This window comes from Moorena sp. SIO3I6, assembly GCF_010672095.1.
Map to the genome: position 1 here is coordinate 1 of NZ_JAAHHU010000378.1, position 4,095 is coordinate 4,095.

Here is a 4,095-nt window from a genome sequence, read left to right on the forward strand (position 1 = left end):
AGACTGTTGCTAAACCGGACGTGAGTTTAGCAGAAGCAATTGAAACTATCGATATCGGTGGTCCAACACTGCTGAGGGCAGCTGCGAAAAACTATGCTCACCTGACAGTGCTGTGTAATCCCAGTCAGTATCAGGATTACTTAGAGGAGTTGCGCCAGAATGGAAATCAACCATCAATCGAATTCCGTCAGGCTTGCGCTATAGAGGTTTTTGGTCATACTGCTGCCTATGACCATGCGATCGCATCCTACCTGATCGGGTACGAAGATCCAGTGTCCCTACCAAAACGATTTACCTTATCTGGACAACAGCGCCAATCTCTACGCTATGGCGAGAATCCCCATCAACCGGCATCGTGGTATCAATCCGGAACAGTTGCCACTGGTTGGGCTGCAGCCACTAAACTTCAGGGTAAAGAACTCAGTTACAACAACCTAGTGGATTTAGAAGCTGCACGGCGGATCATTAATGAATTTACTGACACTCCAGCCGCAGCAATTCTCAAGCACACCAATCCTTGTGGGGTAGCCTTGGCAGAAACCCTATCGCAAGCCTATCAGAAGGCATTCAATGCTGACTCTATTTCTGCCTTCGGTGGAATCGTGGCATTAAATCAACCCATTGATGCTGCTACAGCTGTGGCGTTAAAGAAAACTTTCTTAGAATGTGTAGTCGCACCAGGCTGTGAACCAGAAGCTCAAGAAATTCTCAGTGCTAAGTCGAAGCTAAGGGTGTTGCTATTACCAGACTTACAGACGGGATCAAAGCAAACCGTGAAAGCTATTGCAGGGGGGTTTCTGGTGCAAGCTGCTGATGATGCCATGGATAATCCTGAGAATTGGCAAGTAGTGACCCAAAAGCAACCTACTCCTGACCAAATGGCAGAATTATTATTTGCTTGGAAGGTGTGTAAGCATGTTAAGTCTAATGCCATCGTCGTGACGCGCGATCGCACAACTTTAGGTGTGGGTGCCGGTCAAATGAATCGGGTAGGTGCAGTCAATATAGCTTTAGAACAGGCTGGGGAAAATAGCAAAAACGCTATCCTTGCTAGTGATGGATTCTTCCCCTTCGATGACTCAGTGCGGACAGCTGCTAAAGCGGGGATTGAGGCAATTGTGCAACCGGGTGGTAGTTTACGAGATCAAGACTCGATTCAGGCAGCAGATGAACTGGGATTAGTAATGGTGCTCACCGGTATGCGCCACTTTTTACATTAGTTATGAGTTTTAGTTATTTTCACATGAGTCATTAGTCATTAGTAAATCTGATCGAAAGCAGTTTCGATCAGATTTACTAATAGATAAAAGGGGGTTAGTAGGTCAGCCCTTAGGGTTTAACTGCAGGATTTTTGGTAAAGGCTAACTGACCATAGCGCTTCAGATATCGAGTAGAACACAAATCAACTTTAGGGGCGCACGGTGTGCGCCCTATTGCTTATGGTCGATTACATCAGACCTAGTTGTTGCAGAATTCCGTTACCAGTCAGCAACTCGGTAGCCAAGCCAATGGCGAAACCAAGCATTGCCAAACGGCCATTCCAGGTTTCAGCAAAGTTGGTGAAACCGAACTTAGATTCTTGCTCTTGAGTCATTGTTATAGATCTCCTAGGGTTTTGTTAGCTTCTGTAATATAAGTTAACCTATTTTGGGGATACTTGCAACATTTATTTATATTTTGATAACCAAAATATGGTATATATCGATACGCTTTGCCTGAAGTACGGATAACTGGAGGCGATGGGGAGATAGGGTTGTTCGCGCAGCGTGGCTGAAAGGTCAAGGTTAACCGGTTGTTCGCTTGTGGCGTTCGGTGTAGGGTGGGTTGTTCCCGTAGCGTGGCCTTTTGGCCAAGGTTCTAAGCAGCAACCGGCAACACCTACTAAGCTGATGTGCATTTAAATTAGTTTTTCCCTGTTCCCTGTTCCCTTTGACCAATTTGGGTATCCCAATCTAAATGCTGAACAGCTTAGCAGATGACCTAGACTGACAAAACTCCTCAAACCCTTGATTTTACGTAGGTTGGGTTGAACATAGTGAAACCCAACCTACAAAGCAAGATTTGTCAGTCAACCAGGGGTTAAGGCTTTTGTAATAAGGCTCCACTCTCTAAGGTTTCGTCTCTTCGATGCCCTCTTTATTTGTATTTACCATTGTTTTTTTCTATGGTATAATAAGAGTATGTTGACAATTAACTACACATACAGGATTTACCCAAGTCAAAATCAAGAACAGATCATGAAAGAATGGCTTGAGACTTGTAGACGAGTCTATAACTATTCGCTAAGAGAGTTAAAAGACTGGATTGCAAGCCGTAAATGTCCTGTGGATAGGTGTTCTTTGCAAAGTGAGTACATTATTCCTGCCGATACACCGTTTCCTAGTTATCACCGTCAACAAAATAATCTACCATTAGCCAAGAAAACCAACCCATTTCTAGCTAAAGTGCATTCCCAGGTGTTACAGACAACCGTTAGAAGGTTGCATGATTCATGGGAAGCAATGCGTAAGCGCGGATTTGGTTTTCCAAGATTTAAGAAAAAGGGTCAATACAAGTCGTTTTTATTCCCGCAATTCAAGTCAAATCCAGTAGGAAACGAACATATCAAGCTTCCTAAAATTGGCCTAGTTCCTATTCGACTCCATCGAAAAATTCCTGTTGGATTCCAAGTCAAACAGGTTAGAGTTCTGGCTAAGGCTAGACAAACAGAATGGTATGTTGTGATATCAATTGCAATGGAAGTTGATATCCCAGATCATCCTGCCGTTGGCCGAGCAATAGGGATAGACCTTGGGTTAGAAAAGTTTCTGACAACTTCAGATGGTTTCACAGTTGAGCGTCCTAAGTTTTTCAAGCAACTGCAAGGTAAGCTGAAATTGCTACAACGTAGAGCAGCTAAAAAACAGAAGCGTTCTAACAACTGGGAAAAAGCACAACTGAAGGTGGCCAGATTGCATCACAAGATTGCCAACGCTCGTAAAGACTTCCATCTAAAAACAGCACATTTGCTCTGTGACCAGGCTGAGACAATCTTTGCTGAAGATCTAAACACAATAGGACTGAATCGAGGAATGCTAAGAAAAGACTGCATTGATGCATCTTTTGGTCAATTCTTAGATCTCCTCAAATGGGTAGCTTGGAAGCGTGGGTGTGCGCGACGTGAAAGCGTCAAGTTGAACCAAAGCCTGAAATGGCTTTCTGGAGAGTGCATCCTCCAGCCTGCCGAGATGAGGGGGGAAGAGTAATCGGAACCTGAGTGCAGATTCTCGATAAAGTCCTGTAGAAATACAGGAAGTAGCACCCAAGGTCGGAATCACACCGCCGCAAGTGCTAGCAGGAAGATACCCAATGGTTAACGAAAGTGAACATCTATAAAAGCTTCGTAACGCTTGAACAGTGAAACGTGATTGAAACACTGTAGCCAAAAGGGCACCGAGTTCGATAATAAGTGATTGGGGATTGTGTCCTTCTCAATCTGATGCAACGAAGAACTCCGGAGCAAAGGATGAACCTAAAGGGATATCGAAAACTTCACTTGATGAACACGGTAACCCCTGAAATTTCAACCGCCAATAAATGGCAAAGCGGATTGCAAAAGAAGCCCAGGGTTGACAGGGAGTAGGAGACCTGAAAAAGCAAATGATGTCACGACGAAAGTCAACGGGAAATCATAACCGGACATATAGATTCCTATGAATCATACCGAGAGGTAGCAGACGTCAGGTTGGTCTAATCAGAATGTTCCAAGAATTGAGGAATAGAGACTCACCCCGATGAAAAGTAGAACCAATACTGGTACTGGAGTCTGGGACTGGACTGAGATAGACTGGAAAGTCATCAATAAACAGGTTCTCAAACTTCAAAGAAGAATATTCAGGGCAACCAAAGAAGCTCAACTAAAAGGCAGCGGATGGGATAAGGTGAAAAATCTGATGAAACTAATTATAAATAGCAAGTCAGCATTAGCCTTAGCAATACAGACAGTTACGGTTAAAAACAAAGGAAGGAACACTCCAGGAATAGACGGTTATGTAGCCATCAAAACCAAAGAGAAAAACCGACTAATGAAAAACTGGAACTGGAATGAAGTAAGCC

The 4,095-nt window shown here is 43.9% G+C and carries 5 protein-coding genes; 3 read left to right on the forward strand and 2 right to left on the reverse strand.

Going from position 1 to position 4,095, the window contains the following annotated elements:
* A partial coding sequence (gene purH / locus F6K49_RS36380) for a bifunctional phosphoribosylaminoimidazolecarboxamide formyltransferase/IMP cyclohydrolase (RefSeq protein ID WP_293104649.1) occupies positions 1-1,220 on the forward strand: 1,220 nt, incomplete at its 5' end.
* Positions 1,221-1,447: 227 nt separating this feature from the next.
* Here purH and F6K49_RS36385 read toward each other — a convergent pair.
* Complete coding sequence (locus F6K49_RS36385) at positions 1,448-1,594, reverse strand: chlorophyll a/b-binding protein (protein ID WP_070394076.1); 147 nt, start codon at positions 1,592-1,594, stop codon at positions 1,448-1,450.
* A 72-nt stretch (positions 1,595-1,666) separates the two neighbouring features.
* Positions 1,667-1,897 carry a hypothetical protein gene (locus F6K49_RS36390; protein ID WP_293069209.1) on the reverse strand — a complete coding sequence of 77 codons (231 nt, stop codon included), beginning with the start codon at positions 1,895-1,897 and terminating at the stop codon, positions 1,667-1,669.
* Between the two features lie 283 nt (positions 1,898-2,180).
* Here F6K49_RS36390 and F6K49_RS36395 point away from each other — a divergent pair, with 283 nt between their 5' ends.
* Both F6K49_RS36395 and F6K49_RS36400 read left to right on the forward strand, forming a co-directional pair.
* Complete coding sequence (locus F6K49_RS36395; protein WP_293017267.1) at positions 2,181-3,245, forward strand: transposase; 1,065 nt, start codon at positions 2,181-2,183, stop codon at positions 3,243-3,245.
* A gap of 528 nt (positions 3,246-3,773) precedes the next feature.
* Positions 3,774-4,095: reverse transcriptase N-terminal domain-containing protein (locus F6K49_RS36400; RefSeq protein ID WP_293104655.1), on the forward strand; the 322-nt coding region annotated here is incomplete at its 3' end.

Excerpts from the sequence above, each read along its gene's own strand:
- F6K49_RS36385 (WP_070394076.1), bottom strand. The coding sequence starts at position 1,594 with ATGACTCAAGAGCAAGAATCTAAGTTCGGTTTCACCAACTTTGCTGAA.
- F6K49_RS36390 (WP_293069209.1), bottom strand. The coding sequence starts at position 1,897 with ATGCACATCAGCTTAGTAGGTGTTGCCGGTTGCTGCTTAGAACCTTGG.
- F6K49_RS36395 (WP_293017267.1), top strand. The coding sequence starts at position 2,181 with ATGTTGACAATTAACTACACATACAGGATTTACCCAAGTCAAAATCAA.